The organism is Candidatus Firestonebacteria bacterium RIFOXYD2_FULL_39_29, from assembly GCA_001778375.1.
In the GTDB taxonomy this organism is placed as follows: domain Bacteria; phylum Oederibacteriota; class D2-FULL-39-29; order D2-FULL-39-29; family D2-FULL-39-29; genus D2-FULL-39-29.
The window spans coordinates 1-18,693 of the sequence record MFGV01000034.1; the positions used below are offsets into that span (position 1 = coordinate 1).

15 protein-coding genes are annotated in these 18,693 nt (G+C 40.0%); all 15 read right to left on the minus strand.

The window, feature by feature from the left end; all coding sequences use genetic code 11:
* Nucleotides 1-462 precede the first annotated feature (462 nt).
* The gene (locus A2536_04680) at nucleotides 463-1,800 is read right to left on the minus strand and encodes a hypothetical protein (protein OGF46900.1); all 1,338 of its coding nucleotides are present in this window, start codon (nucleotides 1,798-1,800) and stop codon (nucleotides 463-465) included.
* 118 nt (nucleotides 1,801-1,918) lie between these two features.
* Nucleotides 1,919-2,119, minus strand: a complete 201-nt coding sequence (locus A2536_04685) for a hypothetical protein (protein ID OGF46901.1) — start codon at nucleotides 2,117-2,119, stop codon at nucleotides 1,919-1,921.
* Nucleotides 2,120-2,290: 171 nt separating this feature from the next.
* On the minus strand, nucleotides 2,291-4,492 hold the full coding sequence (locus A2536_04690) for a copper-translocating P-type ATPase (protein OGF46902.1): 2,202 nt from the start codon (nucleotides 4,490-4,492) through the stop codon (nucleotides 2,291-2,293).
* 23 nt (nucleotides 4,493-4,515) lie between these two features.
* Entirely contained in the window at nucleotides 4,516-5,481 is a 966-nt protein-coding gene (locus tag A2536_04695; GenBank protein ID OGF46937.1) for a 6-phosphofructokinase, read from the minus strand.
* A gap of 138 nt (nucleotides 5,482-5,619) precedes the next feature.
* Nucleotides 5,620-5,982 carry a hypothetical protein gene (locus A2536_04700; protein OGF46903.1) on the minus strand — a complete coding sequence of 121 codons (363 nt, stop codon included), beginning with the start codon at nucleotides 5,980-5,982 and terminating at the stop codon, nucleotides 5,620-5,622.
* 132 nt (nucleotides 5,983-6,114) lie between these two features.
* A complete protein-coding gene (locus A2536_04705; GenBank protein OGF46904.1) occupies nucleotides 6,115-7,185 on the minus strand; it encodes a type IV pili twitching motility protein PilT in 1,071 nt (356 codons plus the stop codon).
* 13 nt (nucleotides 7,186-7,198) lie between these two features.
* Nucleotides 7,199-7,681 (minus strand): hypothetical protein, encoded by a 483-nt coding sequence (locus A2536_04710; GenBank protein OGF46905.1) that lies wholly within the window; start codon nucleotides 7,679-7,681, stop codon nucleotides 7,199-7,201.
* A gap of 38 nt (nucleotides 7,682-7,719) precedes the next feature.
* Entirely contained in the window at nucleotides 7,720-8,502 is a 783-nt protein-coding gene (locus tag A2536_04715; protein ID OGF46906.1) for a hypothetical protein, read from the minus strand.
* Nucleotides 8,499-9,308 carry a TIGR00268 family protein gene (locus A2536_04720; protein ID OGF46907.1) on the minus strand — a complete coding sequence of 270 codons (810 nt, stop codon included), beginning with the start codon at nucleotides 9,306-9,308 and terminating at the stop codon, nucleotides 8,499-8,501. Before A2536_04720 ends, A2536_04715 begins: the two co-directional genes overlap by 4 nt.
* Before the next feature lie 225 nt (nucleotides 9,309-9,533).
* The gene (locus A2536_04725) at nucleotides 9,534-10,067 is read right to left on the minus strand and encodes a hypothetical protein (protein OGF46908.1); all 534 of its coding nucleotides are present in this window, start codon (nucleotides 10,065-10,067) and stop codon (nucleotides 9,534-9,536) included.
* Nucleotides 10,068-10,262: 195 nt separating this feature from the next.
* The gene (locus A2536_04730) at nucleotides 10,263-10,922 is read right to left on the minus strand and encodes an endonuclease III (protein OGF46909.1); all 660 of its coding nucleotides are present in this window, start codon (nucleotides 10,920-10,922) and stop codon (nucleotides 10,263-10,265) included.
* A complete protein-coding gene (locus A2536_04735; protein OGF46910.1) occupies nucleotides 10,922-11,911 on the minus strand; it encodes a hypothetical protein in 990 nt (329 codons plus the stop codon). Before A2536_04735 ends, A2536_04730 begins: the two co-directional genes overlap by 1 nt.
* Nucleotides 11,912-12,017: 106 nt before the next feature.
* Nucleotides 12,018-12,209 carry a hypothetical protein gene (locus A2536_04740; GenBank protein ID OGF46911.1) on the minus strand — a complete coding sequence of 64 codons (192 nt, stop codon included), beginning with the start codon at nucleotides 12,207-12,209 and terminating at the stop codon, nucleotides 12,018-12,020.
* Between the two features lie 8 nt (nucleotides 12,210-12,217).
* Nucleotides 12,218-14,362, minus strand: a complete 2,145-nt coding sequence (locus A2536_04745) for a hypothetical protein (protein OGF46912.1) — start codon at nucleotides 14,360-14,362, stop codon at nucleotides 12,218-12,220.
* Nucleotides 14,363-14,714: 352 nt separating this feature from the next.
* Nucleotides 14,715-18,611, minus strand: a complete 3,897-nt coding sequence (locus tag A2536_04750) for a hypothetical protein (protein ID OGF46913.1) — start codon at nucleotides 18,609-18,611, stop codon at nucleotides 14,715-14,717.
* Between the last annotated feature and the right edge of the window lie 82 nt (nucleotides 18,612-18,693).

The window sequence follows — 18,693 nt, forward strand, 5'->3', positions numbered from 1 at the left end:
CTGTCACCAGTGCGATACATGGCTTGCTCCTTTGGAGTGAATATGCCATATTATATCATGTTAGTAATTTAATTGCGACACAGTCTGAATTACTAATTCTGATTCTTAATAGCTAATAATATAATCTATCTTAACAGTATTACACGTTGGCAATGTGAGGAACATGCTTTTCCTATACAGGAGGAGAACACGCAACTTTCTCTTCTTTTGTGTATAATACATTATTATATGGCAAAAATAAACCTTAAAAAGATATCGCTTGCTTTTGCAAAAGGGAAGTCTATCATTGATGATTTAAGCCTGGAGGTTAAGAACGGGAAGATCTTACCTGCCAATAGCAATGAAAAACTGAAGAATGCAAGCACCTAAACAAGTTAAGCTGTCCTTAAAAAACTATTTAAGTACTGCGAAAGCAGCTTCTGCCGAAGTAAACATTTTTCCGGCATGCTTTTTGATTTTCACCTATTTCCTTGCTCTATATCCCCCGGTTTTTTTACTTCCCTGCCGTTCAATAAATTTCTTTTCAGTAAGCGTTTTTATTTGACGTTCCAGCGTCTTTATTGGTCTTTCCTTGAGCAAAGCACTAAGTTGTTTTGCTTTAATTCCGGGGTTTGCTATTATTTCAGAGTAAAGTGACTTTAATCCCTCATTTAATCCCTCACTAATATTGCTCATTACTCTGCCGCTACTAACCGGTCTGGAAAACACCGTTGTAAAGAACATGCTCGATTCAAATTTTACTTTTAAACCTTTTGCTTTTATCCAGCTTTTAATTTTCATAATGCCTCTTCCAAGTTTTTCGCCTTTATTCATCCTGGAAAACAAATCGGCCAATATCTCATTTCTACGTACTGAGAGTTTACCAAAGTTTATTTTACTCATACCTTCGGGTAAACTTCCGGGATTACTGATTTCAACCCTATCAGGGTAAACGGCTACGGTAATTTGAGTGCCTGATATTGAATAATCCCTGTGTATAATCGCATTTGTAAGTGCTTCTCTTATTGCTTCAAGAGGTATTTCATAAGAATCATACCTGTTTACACCCTTGATAATACTCCCTTTGTTTAAATGCTTCTTGAGAAATATGACAGCTTCATTGTATTGTGTCCACAAATCGTCTCTAATGTCTTGTCTGTCATAAACATCAATCCCTTCAAGGTCTTTATACGCAACCAGAGTAATCTGGCATTGAAGAATCATAGAGGATACTTCTTTTCCAAACAGCATTATTCCGGCGTTTGTTATTTTATTCTTGCCTGTCAGATTCAAGCTTTTTAATACTTCAAAAATATTCTTTCTTGTTATTTTTATCGAATAATTTGCTTCCCTTATAAAAGCTCTCACTTTTTCAAAAGAGATAGCTTGTACTTCAAAATCTATTCCTAAAATGTTCTCATACGAAACATCTAAATTATTTCTAAACATAGATTTAACTTCGGAGGGCAGCATTTTTTGCGTCACAGCATCATATCTTTTGAAATAACCGGAGGAGCACTGATAAGGTTTACTCTCACCTTCCGGAACTTCGACAACTATAACAGCTTCCACTTGTTTGAACAATATCTTTATTGAATCATGACAATTCCGCGCTAAACTCAACAATTCTGCTTTTAACCCGCCGGTGAGACTTTCACCGGTAATTTTTCCATTATCCGAAACTCCCAGCAAGATCTTTCCGCCTTTTGAGTTTGCAAAAGCAACAATATCTTCAGCAATCTTTGGAGTATATTTTTCCTTAAATTCTACGGTAAGACCTTCGCCTTCTTTTATAAGAATTTCCAACTCTTCAAAAGTCATATAATTCCCCCTTGAGAATTAAATTATGAAGATATTATAACAAAAAGATGACCGGAGGGCAATGATTGAGGATTACAAGATTGAGATTTTAGGAACAATTTATTTCCGACTTTCTAGTTTAGTTGCGTTTTACTCTCGCAAAACACTTTTTTAAATTTATAACAATTACCTGAGGGCGGGCTAAGAATCTTACAGCGGGTCTTATCAAACCTACACCATTTGAGACTATAAGCGTGGTTTTCTTTTTTTTGATAACTCCAGTCCTGTACTTCTGACCATAATTTGAAGGAATAAGAGGTGCATAGCCGAGGAACGACATCTGCCCTCCGTGAGTATGTCCTGAAAGCATTAACCCGTGAGCAACATGAATTTAACTTTCTTTCACTTTACAAACCTTACAAACTTTATCTCGCTCTGTCAATTGGTATTGACAGATATATATTTATTCCTATCGAGAAAAGCTTTGCTTATGAACCTTATTAACTTATTATTATTTTCCCCTTATCCTCAGCGAATTTGTCACCACAGATACCGAGCTCATCGCCATAAAAAGCGAAGCAAGCATTGGATTTAAAGTGTAATGAGGATATAATACTCCGGCGGCTATGGGGATGCCGATGATGTTATATATGAAAGCCCAGAAGAGATTTTGGCGGATTATACTCATTGTTCGCTTGGATAGTTTTATAAGGTCTAAGAATTTTGAAAGGTCTCCCTTTACTAATACTGCATCGGAGGATTCCATGGCAATATCTGTTCCGGTACTTAGTGAAACACCCAGGTCAGACTGCATAAGAGCGGGAGCGTCATTTATGCCGTCGCCCACCATTGCTACTTTATTTCCTTCTTTTTGCAGCTTCTTGATAATCATAAGCTTTCCTGAGGGAAGCACTTTGGATTTATACTCTTCTATACCGACAGCTCCGGCAACCTGTTTTGCAGTTTCTTCGTTATCACCTGTAGCAAGGAGCGGACGGATATTCATCTGCTTTATTTGCGTAATAACTGCTTTTACATTTTCCTTAACGGTATCAGAAAGAGTAATCACTCCGAGGATTGTTTTCTTATCGGCGATACAAACAACTGCTTTTCCTTCTTTTTCATATTGTTCTATAAGTAATTTTATTCTGAAGGAGTTTTCTTTTTTCTTCACAAATTCATATTTGCCGGCAAGATATTCTTTTTTTGCAATCTCTCCTTTAATACCAAATCCGGAAAGCGCTTTAAATTTATGTGTTTCGAAAAGAATTATCCCTTCATGTTTTGCTTTTTCTATGATACCCGCGGCTATCGGGTGTTCGCTCTTTTTTTCCAACGAGGCGGCCAGGGTAAGGAGTCTCTCCGGCGTAACACCTATTACCGGAGTTATATCAGTTACTTCAAACACACCTTCGGTCAAAGTTGCAGTTTTGTCAAATACCACAACGTTTATTTTCTCGCATCGTTCCAGACTGTCCGCATTTTTTATAAGGATCCCTTTTCTTGCGGCACTCCCGACCCCGACAATAATACCGATCGGAGTAGCCAGACCAAGCGCGCAGGGACAAGCCACCAGAAGAACGGACATAAAGCCGACACCTGCCATCACTTTATTCCCTAAAATAAACCAAACAATAAAAGTAAGAACGGCGAGGATTATAACCACAGGGACAAAAACATTTGCTATTTTATCCACAAGGTTTTGAATATCTGCTTTTGAACCGGCGGCATTTTCCACCAGGGTAACGATCTGAAAAAGCACCGTATCTTTACCGACTTTTGTTGCTTTCATTTTTATAAAACCGTTTTTATTTATGGTGCCGCCGATAAGACTGTCTCCTTTATTTTTATCTACAGGAAAGCTCTCTCCGGAAAGCATTGATTCATCCACAGAGGATCCTCCTGCCAGCACAACCCCGTCCACCGGAATTCTTTCACCCGGCTTGACCATCAGTGTATCTCCGGCCTTTACATACTCTATATTTACTGCGATTTCTTTCTTGCCTTTTAAAAGCAAGGCCTTCTTCGGCTGAAGGTTTAGAAGCCCTTTAAGACTTTCAAGAGCCCGTTTTTTTGATTTTGCTTCTAAGAGTTTCCCGGTAAGAACCAGTGTGATAATGACGGCAGCGGTATCGTAGTAAACCACAGGTTCAAGCCCTGATTTTAGAAATAAACCCGGGAAAAAAGTAGCAATACTGCTGTAAAGAAAAGCACTTAGTGTTCCTACAGCCACAAGGGTATTCATATCAGCAAAACTCTTTGGAGGTTTAAAGGCTGAAAACGCTCCCGTAAAAAAACGACTTCCGGACCAAAGCAGGACAGGCAAGGTCAGAAAAAATAAAATAATATTAAGTGTATATTTATCTAAAGACAGGACTTCAGGAATAAAATCAAACATTGAAAAAAGAAATATTATAATAGAAAATATTGCTCCTATTACAAAGCGGTTACGGAGTTTTGAATACTCGACTTGCTCAATCTTCTCCATAGTTTCAGGAGAAGTCGTAACCCCAAAGCCCGCACCCTCTACCGCTTTTCGCAGCCGGAGAAAAGAAACTTTTTCCGGATCATAATCCACGGCAGCATTATTCAGAGCAAGATTAACTTCCGCTCTTTTAACACCTTCCAGCTTATAAAGCTCTTTCTCAACTCTTCCCACGCAGGAAGCGCAGTGAAGCCCTATTATATTAAATACAACTTTTCGATATGCCATATTTCCTCCGGAGGAAGAAACTTTTACGAAGACAGTACCCCTACAAGCCGGTAATCAGAAATGTCTATAGTCTTTTTCGTTCTTAAAACTTTCTTAATATCCGTGGAAACCACCTTATTGCCGATTACACCGACCATCTTGCCGTATTTTTCTTTAAGCAATAATTCTACAGCTTTTTGCCCGAGCCTTGCCGCTATAGCTCTTGAAAATGCAGTCGGCGAGCCGCCTCTTTGCATATAACCGAGAACACTTACCCTGACTTCAAGACCTTTCGTCTTCTTCCTTATCTGTTTTGCTGCTTCGTACCCCGACATAACGCCCTCTGCAACAATTATAATACTGCTGTGCTTTCCCCTTTTATGACCCTTGTCAAGCAGTTGACAGACTTTATCGAGGTCGGGTTTTATCTCGGGAATGAGTACGGCTTCCGCACCTGATCCAAGAGCTACTTCCAGCGCGATAAGCCCGTTATCCCGACCCATGACTTCCACAACAAAGACCCGGTCATGAGAGGTCGCGGTATCCCTTATTTTATCAATAGCTTCAAGTGCCGTATTGACGGCCGTATCAAAACCGACCGTATAGTCGGTATAACATAGATCATTATCTATGGACGCCGGAATGTTTACAACCGGAACTTTCCATCCGTAATATAGTGCCGCGCCGCCGGCGAGTGAACCGTTACCGCCAATTATCACAAGCCCGTCAATACCGTAGCACTTTAAATTTTCCACAGCCTTCTTCTGATTTATTTTATTACGAAACTCCGGACAGCGGATAGTCTTAAGAATTGTGCCACCGCAATTAATAATACCGGAAACAGAGGTAGCACCCATCTCTTCAATTTCGCCGTCTATTAAACCTTTGTACCCTCTTTTAATCCCGTAAACCTTTAGCCCGTTAAAAATAGCCGTCCTGACAACAGCCCGGATAGCCGCATTCATCCCTGAAGCATCCCCGCCCGTTGTTAAGACACCGATCGTTTTTATGGTCATAAAATATTCCTCCCTCAGATATATTTATCGTAGTCAGCTGTCCATAAAAGTGACAACGAAGTTGTCATCCCGTGCTCAGACACGGGATCCAGCGTCTTTTAAATACGTCTATAAACGTAAAATCTTGAAATATTATTTGACTCTTAAATATTTTATTAAATTACTTATCATGCTGTTTAGCTTTTCAGATTTATTTCGTATGCTTTTATACGGCGCATCCTTAACATAACCCTGATCCATAATAATATCCATTTGTGCTCTTAATTCTCCACAGGATCCTTTTGCAATAAATAAAAATTGCGAAAACTCTTTATCTCCCTTTCTTTCAAAACCTTCAGCAATATTAGACATTATCGAAACTGCGGATCTTCTAATTTGACCAACCAGATAAAAGTCTTTTTCAAAACCAGGCAATCTGGAAATCTCATAAATATCTTTTGCCAATACTCTCGCTTCCTTGTAAATATTTAAATCCTCAAATCTCTCTGCCTTCATACTCCTCGTCTCCCCTTGTAAACGCAACCATAATCCAGACAATATTTACTTTAACTAACTTTTTAAATTTTCCACAAGATCTTACTTTTATAGACTTTTATGGACCTTTATAGACTATTATAGACTTAGTATTTATTTTTTTCCCAGATCATGAAGCAGGAGGCCTCTGAAATTATCCGGGTGATGCGCTTTTGTAAGAGCCGCCTCGTAGGTAATAGTTCCTGCATTTACAAGATCTTTCAACACATTATCCATTATTTGCATGCCTTCCGCTTTTCCGGTAAGCATGGAAGAAGGTACCTGCGCCAATTCATTTTCGCGTATCATGTTACGTATCGCATGATTTGAAAGCATTATCTCAAGAGCTACAGCCCTGCCCTTGTTATCTGCTTTAGGAAGAAGAACCTGGCAAATTATAGCTTCAAGAGTCAGGGAAAGCTGGCTTCTGATCTGCTGCTGTTGTTCAGGAGGAAAGACATCCACAATCCTGTCTATTGTTTGAGCTACAGAACCTGTATGGAGGGTCGCAAAAACCAGATGGCCGGTTTCCGCCGCGGTTATCGCGGTTGCAATGGTTTCAAGATCCCTTATTTCTCCTATAAGAATTACATTAGGATCCTGCCTCAATACTCTTTTTAGAGCATTGGTAAAGGAGAGGGTGTCCCGCCCGACTTCACGCTGGTCCACCTTGGCGCTTTTATCTTTATGCAAAAATTCTACAGGATCTTCAATTGTAACAATATGACATCGTCTTGTAGAATTAATGTAGTCTATCATCGCAGCTATAGTTGTGGATTTTCCTGAGCCGGTCGGTCCGGTAACCAGTACAAGGCCTCTTGTCTTTTCGGATATTTTTTTCAAAATCTGCGGCAAACCAAGTTCGTCAATAGTCATTACCCTGAGAGGGATTACTCTTATTACACTTGCCAGGTTACCCGTCTGAAGATATACATTAACACGGAACCGGGCAAGATCCTCCACCGCATAGGCAAAATCCAGCTCTCTATCTTCATCAAACTTCTGTCTTAACGTATCATCCGTCATCTGATTAATCAGATCACGCACGGCTTGAGAATTGAGGACAGGAAATTCAGAATCCACATACACGCCGTTTATTCTGTAAGTAGGAACACTTCCGGATTTTATATGCAAATCAGAAGCATTCTTATTGACCATTTCTTTTAATATATCGTTTATATGCATGTCTTCACCGCCTTTACTTTTTTATCAATTTGGAAGTAGTGCTTCTTAAACGCAGACTAAGAAGCCTGAGTAACAGGTCCATTAATTTAATGGCAACCTTTGGAGATTCTTTTTTAAGAGTATTATAATGTTCTTTGGATAACTCCAGAAGTTCCGTATGCGCGATCGCTTTTACCGTCGCGGACCTGGGACTGCAGTCAATAACTGCCATCTCACCCACAAACTCTCCGGGGTTCACCTGAGCGATTACTGTTTCTCCCAGAAACCCCATTTTTAATATTTTTATACCGCCTTTTTTCACTATATACATGGAAAGTCCGGGTTCACCTTCGGAAAACAGTATTTCACCTTCAGTAACAATTTTTTCCTTACAGCAGGCAATAAAAGTTTTCAGCTCTTCTTCCGAAAACTGCGTAAAATTAGGATGATCTATAAAGACATCCACAATCGGCGGCTGGCTGCTCAACATACCGCATGTTTTTCCTGTCTCTTCCATATAGTACCCCCTGCAAAACAGATTATTTCCCGCGTTAATTAAGTTTTTATTATTTTTACTTTTTTTAAGATCATCTGCATTGAAACAAAAATAAACAATGTTCCGATAATACGCTGCAGGGTAACCTGATCAACCCTTTCAGCTGCCGAAGCTCCCAGTAAGACGCCTCCGAGCGAGCCTGCCGCAATAATCAAAGCCGCAGACCAGTTTGTATGCCCATTCTTAAAATTCTTTACCGTTCCGCTTATTGAAGCCGGGATCATTACAGCAAGTGAAGTAGCTGTCACCACCTGCGCCTTCATCCCGAAGATATACAGCATTATGGGTATCATAACAATCCCCCCTCCGATTCCCAGCAACCCGCTTAGAAAACCGGTAAAAGCGCCAAGCAATATAAAACTGGCAGCCCTGACAACACTTTCCTGTACTCCGCCTCCGTTATAATTATTACCGGTTGCAAAAAAAATCATTTTTATAGAAACCAGGAGCAGTACTATTCCAAGAATTATTTTTAGTTTTTCCTGAGGCACTTTGTGCATCAAATGCGCGCCAAAATAGGCAAACGGCACGGCACCGGCCGAAATAAGCAAAAACGCTCCCCAATCAGGAGTCATAGTTGACGAAAATGCATTTCTTATGCTTCCAAAAAGCGCCGTCGGCATTATCACGGCAAGAGATGTAGCCGCCGCTGTATGCGCCGAAAGCCCGAAGATAAAAATCATGGCAGGGATCATAATAACCCCGCCGCCGATACCGCAAAGACCGCTTAAAAACCCCGTAATTATTCCAAGAGCCAAATACCCGCCCCATTTATTTTTCACTTTCTACCCTTCAAAACAAGATTCATACTTCCGCTTCGAAAACCCTCAATGTCCAAGGTAATATAAGTATAACCGATTTTTTTAAGTTTTTCCGCAATTTTTTCGGTTACACCGGGTTTTAAAAAGAGTTTAAAATCTTTTGGCATTACTTCTATTCTGGCCATATTACCGTGATGCCGGACTCTCACCTGTTTAAAATATTCTTTCTTGAGATATTCCTCTGCCTTTCCTATCTGATCCAATATTTTATTATTAATTCTCATCCCGTAAGGGACCCTGGAAGCCAGACAAGCCATGGAAGGCTTATTCCAGGTAGGGAGTTTAAGTATTTTTGAGAGTTTTCTGATTTCTATTTTCGTAAACCCAGCCTCTTTTAAAGGGCTTTTAATTCCCAGCGCTCTTCCTGCCTTTGCCCCCGGCCTGAAATCCAGCCTATCATCATAATTTGCCCCGTCAAGAACAAATCTATACCCGTTTTTACGGGCAATTTTTTTAAGTTTTCCGAAGAGTTCAAGTTTACAGTAATAACATCTTTCTGCGGGGTTTTTCAAGAAACGCTGATCTTTAAGTTCTTCTGTTTTAATTACGGATAAATTTACTTTTATTATTTTCGCTATTTTAACGGCAGAATCAATCTCTGAAGCAGGATAAGTCTCGGAAGCTGCAATTACGGCAAGAACATTCTTCTTCCCCAGAGTGTCCGCGGCTATTTTTAACAGCAAAGTGCTGTCCGCCCCTCCTGAATAAGCAATAAGAACCCTTTTCATGGTTTTCAGGATTATCTGAAGTTTTCCGAGTTTACTCATAATTTATTATACCTTTATTATTGACTAATGACTACTTACTAGTGACTATTTAATGAAAGCGGCAAACGAATGCCGCAATATTATTAAAAAAACATGAGGCGAAATGTTTTTTCGCCAACAATAAATAGTCATTAGTCAATAGTACTCAGTCATTATTTGTTATTGGCTAGTTGGTAAAAATAAAACCCCTCCTTACACTTCCATGCAAAGAGGGGTTTTCCTTTTTTACTTCTTTTTTGTTGTCTTTTTTGTGGCAGCTTTTTTTGTAACTGCTTTTTTCGGTTCTGCTTTTTTCTCCGGGGTTTTGACTTCTCCGGGTTTTGTATCCGCAGGTATTTTATTCGTGATCGGTGTCAGCGTCCGGAGATAGGAAACCAGACTTTTCAGGTCCTCGTCGGTTAAGCCTCTATAGTAATCATAACAAAGAGGTGCTTTTCCGTTTATGCCCTCATCTTTTATCATATTTATTACTTCTTCGTCGGTCATCATCCCTATACCGGTATCGTTATCCGGGGTAAGGTTCTTGGCATAAGAAACACCCCAGGCGCCTTTATAAGGGGTTTCACTGCCTGCCATAAATTTATTAAGATCCGGTTTACCGTCTTTACCCATCGGGGTATGATGGGCAAGAACACCGCATGCATTTACCAGATACTTTCCGCGTTCAATCATCTCATCTTTTGACAGCTTCTTCGCGCAGCCAAAAGAAAAGAACGCAACACAACAAACCACCGACAACATTACAGCTTTCTTTAACATCTTTTTTTCCTCCTTGGAAAAAGTATAGTCCATAACAGTCTGTAAAAGTCCATAATGTCTATAACGTCTTACACTATGGAGTTATTATTTTAATCAAATACACATTAATACTTAATCTTTTTTATTACTTTAGTTCTTCTTTATATCGCATTGTCAATTATACTACGAGCTTTTACTTTTACAAACCTTTATGGACTATCTCTTCGTTGTTACACCTATTCTACCACAATACCCGGCTATTTTACACCTGGTGCATTTGGGGGATACCGGATGACACAGGTTTTGTCCGTAAGTCACTAGCAGGTCATTTATAATTTTCCAGTGTTTTTTAGGAAGCTTTTTCCGCAGAGCAAATTCAGTCTTTTCCGGATTTTTCGTTTTTACATAGCCCCATCTGTTCGTAATCCTATGCACATGGATATCCACGCAGATGCCATACTTATTAAATCCTAGGATCATAACAAGATTGGAAGTCTTTCTTCCGACTCCACTTAGAGTAAGAAGTTCTTCCAGCGTATCCGGAACTTTTCCGCCGAAATTTTCAAGGAGCATTCCTGCAGTTTTCTTTATTGCTTTTGCTTTAACCCTGTAAAAACCCGCAGGATAAATGGCTTTTTCTATAGCCCTGTCTGTTAATTTTATCATTTCGGCAGGGCTTCCCGCCAGTAGAAAGAGTCTTTTTGAAGCCTCCGTGGTCACATCATCTTTTGTTCGAAGAGATATCATTGTAGAAATCAGAACTTTAAAAGGGTCTTTAGTAGCTTTTGCGATTACTCCGACAATGGGTTCTTTATATTTCTTTATTTCTTTTTTCAGTATTTTTATAACAATATCAATATTTTCGTTAGTTACCATTAAACCAGATCTGCCATTATCTTAATCTGCTCTACAGTACCTAAAACCACCAGGGTATCATTTTTATTTATTACGGTCGAACCTGTCGGATTATACAAAAAGTCAGACCCGACACTTTTTATAGCAACAACACTGGCACCGGTTTCCTGATGAATACCGGACTCTGCGATTGTTTTACCCGCTATTTTAGAATTTTCTTTCACTGAGATCTCTTCAAACCGGACCCCTTTTTTATCGCGAAGCATCACATCCAAAAAGGAAGCCGCTGTAGGCCTTATCATTTCGGAAGCCATGCGAAGCCCTCCTATTCTGTTTGTAGAGACTGTTTTATCCACACCCGCACGTTTAAATTTCTGTTCTGACAGGTCTTCCACGCATTTTGTAACAATCCTTATATCTTTATTTAATTCTCTTGCGGTAAGAACTACAAATAAATTATCCTTATCAAAAGGCAGACAGCAGAATATTCCTTTTGCTTTCAAAATACCGGCCTCAATAAGGACTTTGTCATCTGCCGCATCTCCGACTATATATAGAAGGTCCTTTTTTTCGAATTTATTAATGTTAGATATTTCCTTATCAACAACCACAAACTGCCTTTTTGTCTGCAAAAGTTCCCCGATAATATGTTCCCCCAGTTCACCGGACCCGCAGACAATGTAGTGCTCTTTTAATTTTACTATTTCTTTATCCATACGACCCCTCCGCAGCAATCTCTGAAGTTCACCTTCCGCTATCATGGTAGTTATCGTTAAAAGTCCGTAAGAAAATACGCTGATCCCGCCGATTATCAAAAAAATAGTAAAAACTCTTCCTGTATCCGAGAGCGGATGAGTTTCCCCGTATCCGATAGTAGCAAGGGTTATGGTCGTCATGTAAATCGAATCAAGGAAACCCCATCCTTCGATTAACTCATAACCAAGCGTCCCTAAAAGGAAAACGCCTATAACCACAATTATTAAAGTAAAGAACTGCCTTTTAATATCCATTAATTAGTATTATCCAACAGGTAAGACCAAAAATCAAGGCCAATTTGGCCTGATGGCACAGATAAATGCGATGAGATGACACAGATAAAGCTAATAAATATGATACTTATATACATTCCCACCTTCTCTTCTTTTGCCAAGCTATTGCGCCTCTAAGCATCTTATCCTTTCCCTTTCTTGCTGCGCTTCCGCGCATCCGAGCCTCTGAGCATCTACTTTCCCTCTCTTGCCGTGCTTCCGAGCATCCGCTCATCTGCGCATCTATCATTTCTTGCTGCGCCTCCGAGCCTCTGAGCATCTGCGCATCTATACTCCTTCCATTCCTGCTATAAACTGCAGAGCTTTATCCAATTCGGCATGGCTGCCCAGTATTACCAGCACATCATTTTCGGCGAGGACAAATTCGCTTTTGGGATTTGTCACGGCTTCTCCGGCACGGACAACGGCTATTACAGTTGTGCCTGTTTCCGCCCTTAGATTTATTTCTATCAAGGTTTTGCCGACGGCTTTTGAACCGCTTTTTATAAGAACGGTTTCAGTAAGGGTAAGGTTTAAAATATCATTTAAATCCATCAGTTTTACGGGAGGAAGCGAAGCAGTACGGGCCATACCAAAATTACCTTTTTTTATTATGTTAATTTCCTTTTCTATAAGTTTTTTTGGTACATGCAGCCCTGAGAGTACTCTGGAAAATATATCTATGGTAACATTCAGGATATCATTTATATTTGTGAGTTTAACCGGAAGAAGCGATGAAGAACGCAACATTCCGTAATTACCTTTTCTGATAATACTCGTTTCCTGCTCTATTACATTCCTTGGTACATGGAATCTGGAAAGAACTCTGGAAAATATCTCTATGGAAGTTTCAAATTCTTCGGGAATTACCTCATCTGCTCCAAGTTTAGCGAGCTCTGCAACATCTTCATTTGATCTGGTACGGACTATCGTATAGACCGCAGGGTTTATCTCTTTGATAAGCCATATCCCGTGTTCAGTCGCTGCCGGATCTGATATTGCAACGACAGCAACCTTGGCCTCTTTGATTCCCGCGCTTTCCAATACTTCTTTTTTTGTAAAATCCCCAAAAACCACCGAGTCTCCGTCTGCTTTTGCTTCCGCTATTTTTTCCGCATCAAGATCAACAATTACGTGTTTTATTCCCGTTTCATGAAGCACCCGGGAAAGATTTCTTCCGTTTAGTCCAAACCCGATAATTACGACATGGTTCTTGTAGGTATCTTTTTTTGCCGAATTCCCGTCTGCTTTTACCGGAAGCTTGAATATTTTTTGTAAAAATAAACCGGCAGACGGGGCGGCCATGATCAAGAACGGAGACATAATCATGCTGACCACTGCTACCGCAATAAAATATTCATAATCCTGCGTTGACATAATATTTAATTCATTGCCAAATTTTCCAAGAATGAAAGAGAACTCGCCTATCTGCGAAAGGCAAAGCCCTACAATAACCGCGATTCTAAGCGGATACTTAAAGTAGAGAACAACAGGAATTATTACCGCTACTTTTAAGACTGTTATAAGAAGCGCCCCGCCAAAGATACCAAAAAGATTTCCAAGCAAGAATTGAGTACTGAGTAACATTCCGATTGAGACGAAAAAGACACTATTAAAACAATCCTTAAACGGAATTATATCTGAGATAACCTGATGGCTGTAATCCGATTTTGAAAGTATAAGACCTGCAATAAAAGCGCCTATAGAAAGAGAAAGCCCTCCCATGCTATAAGCAAGATAAGCCGTCCCCAGACAAACCGCTACTACGGTAAGAGTAAATAGTTCCCGGTTCTTCAACCTTACTATATAATGCATTATTCTATTCAGGACAAAGCTTCCTGCAAAATAGACGGCGGCTAGGCCGAGAACGGCAAAAAACAACGCCTTAACAAGAAGCAACGGTTGAAAATTTTCCATGTCTTTTAAAAAGGGAACTGCCACCATAAGAGGTATAACAAAGAGATCCTGGAATAATAGAATACCGAGGGAAATGTTTCCATAGGGCGAGTCCTCTTCATTTCTGTCGGCAAAACTCTTCAGAACTATTGCGGTACTGCTTAAAGAAACAAGAAATCCGGAAAGGAGCGCCAGGGAAAGATTTCCTGTAAAAAAGTAAACTACTGTTCCGACTACTCCTGCAGTTAAAAATACCTGAAGCGTGCCCCCCACTAATAGAAGCTTCCCGATAGAAACAAGCTTGGAAAGGGAAAATTCCAGACCAATGGAAAATAAAAGGAGGATAACCCCTATCTCGGCCAGCATATTAACGCTTCCGATATCAGAGATTAATTTAAATCCTCCGGGCCCGATAAGAACTCCTGCAATAATAAAGCCGACAATTGACGGAAATTTTATTTTTTGAAAGATAAAAGCCACCGGAATCGAAACGGCAAGAATAATTACGAACTCTTTAAGTATCTGAAGATTCTCCATTTAGAGCCTTTTTTTTCAACAGTAAAAAGACTGACCTTTATTGTTAACCTGAAAACATATTACAGTAAAAGCATTTAAAATACAATAAGAATAGACAATGTTTTTTACAGGAAGACAAGCCTAAATGAGAACTATGATAAAAAACAGAAATTCCTCATGAAGGGAAAAGTGCGTGATTTTTCTTGTAGTTGCTCAATTTATTGAGCGTTTTTAAGGCGCCCGATGAATCTGGCAACTACAAAATCAAAAAAATAACCGTCATAAAATTTCCGGATAAAAAAGGCTGCCAACAACTCTATTGGCAGCCCCTTACAAATAGATTCAGAGTTTTCAAATTTTTACTTTAAATTATTCACCAAATAAATTTGCGAATATATAATGCTCCTGAACTTACATCCACACGGATAAAACCAACTCCTATTGATTTTGATGCGTCACCGTTACTAACAGAGAAAGTAACATTATTTTTCATGGAGTTAAGATCATATCCTATGTTTCTTATCCGCATAATTGTCTTTTCAGGCAGGCCTTCAGACCTGAATACTTCCTTTCCTTCCACAATTATTGAAACCGGCCCGGTTGTTCCTTTAAGAGCACAGACCCCCAGATCTATCCAAACGCGATTATAATAGCTGGGAACTTTTTTAGCATCAACATCAATAGAAATCTCTCTTTTGGAATTTGGAGGAATTTCCGCAAGGTCAGTTTCTATAGTCGGAAGCTGACCCGAAGCAATCACCGGTATTTTCAGAAGCTTTACAGATTCTTTCCAAAGTTTCAGACCGGGACTGAAAGGTTTTGGAAGTTTTCCATCCACCCCCGGAGCTATCCTTGCCAATGTAAAATCGGATTTAATGTCTATCATTTCCGAGTCAAATTTAATCTCCTCCAAGGGTTTGTCATTTTGCACCAGACAAAGGTAGGCAACATGAGTTGTTCCTTCCCCTTTTCCCCCTACCTCCATCTTAAATTCACCGCCTTTTACCTCAACGGGTATATCAACGAAACTTACAGTTGTATTTTTTTCCAAAGTCAAATCAATCTTTTTCTTGCCGCCTTCAAACTCCAAATGCTGGTTTCCGCTTTCCCCCCAGACATGACCGACTCCGAGAGAAACCCTGTACAGACCGTCAGAAGTTTTGATCTTGAAAGCATTTCTTGTTTTATTAGGAACTGCAACGGTGTTATTATCAAGCGGCCTCATATAACCGGAGCCCCTTGTAACCGTAACCTTATTTTCCCAGCCAAAGCCGGCTGTTTCGCTATACACTTCATTGGAAACAATATATCCCAAAGGGGATTCGACATTGGCAGGCGCGAAATTAAATTTAAAAACCCCTCCGGGATTAACCGTTATTTGTATTTTTTCCGCGGCCTCAATACCATTACTATCCTTTATTCGAAGCATTACAGAATGCAAGCCTTCCTTAAATTGTATGGTATCCGCTGCTTTATTCGATAATACTTTTACTTTACCCTTTTCTTCTTCCGTCCATTCATACTCAACAATATTTGCGCCGGTTACCGTTGATTTTGTCCCGTCAAGCTTCACACCGGCATAATCTTTTCCGCTCATTACGCTCACAACCACATCTTTTCCTGCAACAGCTGTCGGATATCTTTTACCGGTCAGATATCCGTGCATTGCAAACCTGATCGGTTTCAGCGCGGTAATTACCAGACCCATATTATTAGTATCCGGAACAAAAAGCCCGTACCTCACCCCGCCCATAGTATCTATCAGACTTTGGACCGTATAACTTTCTTTTGGAATACCTTTAAATTTTGCAAATTTATTAAAACGATACTGTTCTAAAGAATTATAAAACGCGCGGTCTCCTGTTAGTCCATAAACATAATCAAGAAACCAGTCGGCAGTGTCATAATATTGCCTAAAATCAAGCGCATTTGCATTTTTCAAGACATATGCCGTTTTTAAAAGAGCTCTGACTACATCTTTATCTCCTGTAAGATTAGCGTATTCGATAAGAGGACAATACGCATCGTAAGTTAAGAAATAACTTGTAGGAAGACCTCCCTCTCCATATTTAGAAATATTCAGTTTGCCGTCAGTACCGATATCAACCGATCCCGCTCCATAATTCACTCCGATCCCGGCATCCAGAAGTTCTTCCAGAGCTTTTGCAAAAGGCTTGACAAACCATATATACTTTGGATCTCCCGTTGTTTCCCACATTAAAAACGCCGGCCAATTCATGGGTCCGCATTTACAGCTTATATTTATTTTGCTCTTATCTAAAATGGCGGATCTTCCATAAGCAGGCTTGTTTATCCAATCAATTGCCATTTTAAGTCCGTCCCCAATCACAAGATCACCCGTCGCCCAATAATAATAGATTATATCCGTAATAGGCGCTTGTCTGGGTTCTCCGCCGCCTCTCCAGTGAACCTGATTATGCCTTGTAAAAACACCATAATCAGTTTGTTCTATTTTCCCTCCGCCAATGTGTTCAAAATCAATATCAACTTTATGCTGAAGAAAAGTACTGGCAAAATCAAAATATTTTCTCGTATTGGTCATGAAAGCATGAGACAAGAATGCCTGACCGTAATGATTACCGCTGCACCAGCCGACACCTCCTGAAAATATATGAGGCAGTGTATCACCCTCCGGCTTATTAGCGGATGCGTTAATATCACCAAAATCAATGAATCCGTACCATCTGTTAACATCCCGGGTAACAAATGCCCAGTCAAAAACAACACTTGCCGCATTTTTAATATTTTGGAACTCAGGAGCCGCTTCATATGAAGGAAATATTCCGTAAACTCCGGTTGAGGCGAAGTATTCCGGATCGCAAAATATTAAAGGCATTTTATCCGTTGCCTTTCCAAATGTACCGGTATCAGGAGAACCTTCTTTGGTAACATCAAAATTATAAATCACTGTATGGGTTTTTTGAATACCCCTGGCATCACAGGACCCGTCACCGTCATAATTACCGGTTAATTTACTCACAAAATATCCCGGGGCTCCCTTTGTACACGGTCGAAGAGCCGATAATTCAGCGGATATATCACCCGTTCTATATCTTAAGTCCAAAAACGCTCCCTCTTCCGGTCCAAATAAAGCCGTTTTTAACCTTAAGTCATTATTTGCGCCGGCAACACTGAATGCAACCGGGTATGTTTTCCAAAGATCTTTAACCGCAGCTGCAACATTTCCTGTTTTAGCCCAGCCCTCAGATCTTCCTGCTGCAGGTTTTGAATCAAGGATATAATTTTGATCGTCTTTTTGGACAAAAGAAATTCCTTCAACCGGTTTGCCGTCTTCCATACCAAAAGACATTTTTGATTTTCCTTCGGAACCTGCCAAAGGAAGATCGAGCCCGTAACTTCTTATATGATCTTTTATTGAATATCCCGCATAAATCAGAGAATGATTTATTTTCACTAACGGAGAATCCGCATAAGCCGTAATAAACATTTTAACCGGATGTATTACCGTTTTTGTTTTGAAATTACCTTCCACTGCAACTGTTACCTGAATAGTATTTTTTTCTACAACTTTAACCGAATCCACCGAGAAATCAGCGCCCAGTATTTCTTTTGACGGCTCGCTTTCACTCAGCAAAACATTCATCCTTGTATCTGCTGACATTGCTTCAGGAGATACTACCGAAGATAGCGAATAATTCAAGAAACATCCCAGGCCTTTCCCTTTTGGCGTAACAGCAGTCGCACCCTTCTTTATATCCGACAGAAATTCCGCTTTCTTGCCAACTGAAAACGAAATAGCCCCTGTTGACACCGATATACTGTCTTTACCCTCTTCAACTTTAAGATTACTGCTTTTCAAGGGTTTAACATCCGTTCCGTAAGTTAATACGTAACCCGCCTGCCCTGATTCCGGAATATTGGATAGGAACTCAAGAAGGAGCCACTTTACTTCCCCTTCAGGCCAGTAACAGGTTGGTTTCCCGCATACAGAGACCGGCTTGCCTTCGGCCGTTTTTAATGAAATATTTTCTGCACTTTTTAGTTCTCCTCTTGGTATAGGCACGGCAAATCTTACCGGCCAGTTTTTTCTCACACCGCCGATATTTCCCCCGTCCACCGTTAATTTCAGCTCTTTTGATTTTACCGGAGAGTGTCTTTCTATAACAGGGATTTTAATCTTATTAACATCCGGAATCGTTCCCGGAACCGGACATTTAGCCTCAACACAGGCAACTCCAACACATACCAAAAATGAAATCATACATCTTAACGAAAAACTTTTATACATAATAACCTCCGGCGAATTTTTTATGTAGTTTAGCATCTATTATATTTGATAAACACAATGGCTTAACCTTATATTCCATGCC

Bases quoted from the DNA above. Each gene is read 5' to 3' on its own strand.
- A2536_04750 (OGF46913.1), bottom strand. From the start codon at position 18,611: ATGTATAAAAGTTTTTCGTTAAGATGTATGATTTCATTTTTGGTATGT.
- A2536_04725 (OGF46908.1), bottom strand. From the start codon at position 10,067: ATGTTAAAGAAAGCTGTAATGTTGTCGGTGGTTTGTTGTGTTGCGTTC.
- A2536_04690 (OGF46902.1), bottom strand. From the start codon at position 4,492: ATGGCATATCGAAAAGTTGTATTTAATATAATAGGGCTTCACTGCGCT.
- A2536_04700 (OGF46903.1), bottom strand. From the start codon at position 5,982: ATGAAGGCAGAGAGATTTGAGGATTTAAATATTTACAAGGAAGCGAGA.
- A2536_04745 (OGF46912.1), bottom strand. From the start codon at position 14,362: ATGGAGAATCTTCAGATACTTAAAGAGTTCGTAATTATTCTTGCCGTT.
- A2536_04735 (OGF46910.1), bottom strand. From the start codon at position 11,911: ATGGATATTAAAAGGCAGTTCTTTACTTTAATAATTGTGGTTATAGGC.
- A2536_04740 (OGF46911.1), bottom strand. From the start codon at position 12,209: ATGCTCAGAGGCTCGGAGGCGCAGCAAGAAATGATAGATGCGCAGATG.
- A2536_04710 (OGF46905.1), bottom strand. From the start codon at position 7,681: ATGGAAGAGACAGGAAAAACATGCGGTATGTTGAGCAGCCAGCCGCCG.
- A2536_04705 (OGF46904.1), bottom strand. From the start codon at position 7,185: ATGCATATAAACGATATATTAAAAGAAATGGTCAATAAGAATGCTTCT.
- A2536_04730 (OGF46909.1), bottom strand. From the start codon at position 10,922: ATGGTAACTAACGAAAATATTGATATTGTTATAAAAATACTGAAAAAA.
- A2536_04720 (OGF46907.1), bottom strand. From the start codon at position 9,308: ATGAGTAAACTCGGAAAACTTCAGATAATCCTGAAAACCATGAAAAGG.
- A2536_04680 (OGF46900.1), bottom strand. From the start codon at position 1,800: ATGACTTTTGAAGAGTTGGAAATTCTTATAAAAGAAGGCGAAGGTCTT.
- A2536_04685 (OGF46901.1), bottom strand. From the start codon at position 2,119: ATGTCGTTCCTCGGCTATGCACCTCTTATTCCTTCAAATTATGGTCAG.